The following is a 2035-nucleotide window of genomic DNA, read 5'->3' as shown; positions in this document are numbered from 1 at the left end:
TACCTAGGGGTAATTTCGGTAACTGGCTTAGATATAAAGAATTTATCTTTAGTTAGTTCAAGTTGTAGCAAATGACTGATTTCATAACATGATGATTTATCGAGAGATATCAACTTTTTAAGTTGAAAAATTGTACTCCATTTTTGCCATTTTTCTTTATCTCATACATTGCGTGATCGGCTTTTTGATACACGTCATTAAACGGTTGCTTTCCTTTGTTAAAGAGACAAACACCGATACTCATTCCTATCGTTACTTTATGTAAGTCTTGATTTATCGCTGGAATGATTGAATCTAAGAGTTGATTGCAAAGTTGGGATATTTCCTCTCGACTTGAATGCCAGTTTAAGATAACAAATTCATCGCCTCCTATGCGTCCAACTTGAGACTTGCTTGACGCAAGCTCTGTTAAGCTATTGGCGATATTGATGAGGAGGGTGTCGCCAGTATGATGGCCTAGCTGGTCGTTAACTGCTTTAAAATTATCTATATCAACAAACACTAAAGCAGACTGCTGAGACGGTTCGGTTTGAGGTTGATGATTAAAGTTTTCCTCAATTGCTTTTCTATTTAACAATCCAGTCAATGGATCACTCGAAGCCAACTTGGTCAGTTGCTGCTCATAACGCTTTTCTTTTGTAATATCGATATGAGTACCCATCATCCGTAGTGGTTCGCCATCAGAACCATACTCGACGATGGGCCCTCGATCGTAGACCCAGCTATCACTGCCGTCTTTATGAATCATGCGATGCACTACCTCATAAAGGTCGGTCTTGCCTGCTAGGTGATCTTCAAATGCACCCACCGCAAGATCGTAATCTTCAGGGTGGAGATTGTTTTTCCATGTTTCAACCGTCGCGGTTAACTCATGGGGCTGATAACCTAGCATTTTGCCCCACTGCATATTGAATATCGTCAAAGTACCCGAAGGAATATGCTGCTCCCACAAACACAGTCCATTACTGTCGAGTGCAGCATTCAACTTTTCTTGTAGTCGCGCATTCCTCCGCTTCAGCTCTTCATTTTCTTTTTCTAAGACGGCAATTCGAGTTAGATATTCTTCCATTTTGCGCATAATTTACGTCGTTTTCGGAGCGACAATATACGAAAAATACTTTGCAATTTCTATGATTGAGCTTGGAGATATAGGTATTGAATATACGGTAAATAATAAAGAATCGGTGATGTTACTTAAGAGCAGCAAAGTAAATGCTTGGAAAAACAAAGAAGGAAATAGGGGATAAGCGAGGGGCTCTCCTGGTGCAAAGTCATAAATGAGGCCTTTGCACCGGGACTACTGAGGGTTAGCGGTTTAGTGCACCACAACGCTCAGGCTGGTAGGTGATATCGACAATTTCAATTGTCTTCACTTGATTATTTGGCATTGGCCATTCAAGTTTTTGACCAACAGACAAACCGATCAGTGCGCTGCCTACGGGCGCAAAAATGGAAATATCATCACTGCTTTTCAGCTCAGATGGGTAAACCAGTGTCTTTGTCATGGTTCTATCTTCACCTGCAAATTTAAACTCTACAGTTGAGTTCATCGTGACCACATTATCTGGCATTTGTTCTGGCTCAAGAACCGTCGCACGGTCTAGCTCTGCTTCTAGCTCAACAAGCTCCGCCGCGATGTTTGGCATTTTATCCAACAAAGCCGTGATTCGGTTCATATCTAAGCTTGAAATGTAGATAGAATTGTTTTCTGACATTTTATGACTCCCAAATAAAAGGCCGCCTCACAAACATGGGACGGCACTCTATATGTCAATTACGGTATCAATCATATGGATTTTATTCCATATGAACTAAATCAGATTCTAGTCTTTATAGTGCGACTTAGCTAGTAAAAGATTTTTGTTGTGAGACTTGATTTTTCTAAAACTTTCAGTCACTTCAGTTGTTCACCTTTAATAGCCTTGAAACGGCTAGGTTAAAACGAATGCTTTGTTTTTAAACAAAGCAGGGTTTATCGTTAGCGTGGTTTAACTCGACAATCATTGCCCTTCTGTAAAAGCCAAAACTGTATAGC

General features: G+C 40.3%; 2 protein-coding genes. Both read right to left on the bottom strand.

What is annotated here, in order from left to right; translation table 11 throughout:
* Positions 1 to 109: 109 nt before the first annotated feature.
* Positions 110 to 1069 carry a diguanylate cyclase domain-containing protein gene (locus CAG69_RS17105; protein WP_161445324.1) on the bottom strand — a complete coding sequence of 320 codons (960 nt, stop codon included), beginning with the start codon at positions 1067 to 1069 and terminating at the stop codon, positions 110 to 112.
* Between the two features lie 238 nt (positions 1070 to 1307).
* Positions 1308 to 1715 (bottom strand): nucleoside diphosphate kinase regulator, encoded by a 408-nt coding sequence (gene rnk, locus CAG69_RS17100; RefSeq protein ID WP_005394604.1) that lies wholly within the window; start codon positions 1713 to 1715, stop codon positions 1308 to 1310.
* Positions 1716 to 2035: the final 320 nt, after the last annotated feature.

Origin of the sequence: Vibrio sp. V43_P6S15P86 (assembly GCF_009904725.1) — a bacterium.
In the GTDB taxonomy this organism is placed as follows: Bacteria; Pseudomonadota; Gammaproteobacteria; order Enterobacterales; family Vibrionaceae; genus Vibrio; species Vibrio diabolicus.
Note: the sequence above shows the minus strand (reverse complement) of the source record. Positions and strands in the feature narration are given on the sequence as shown.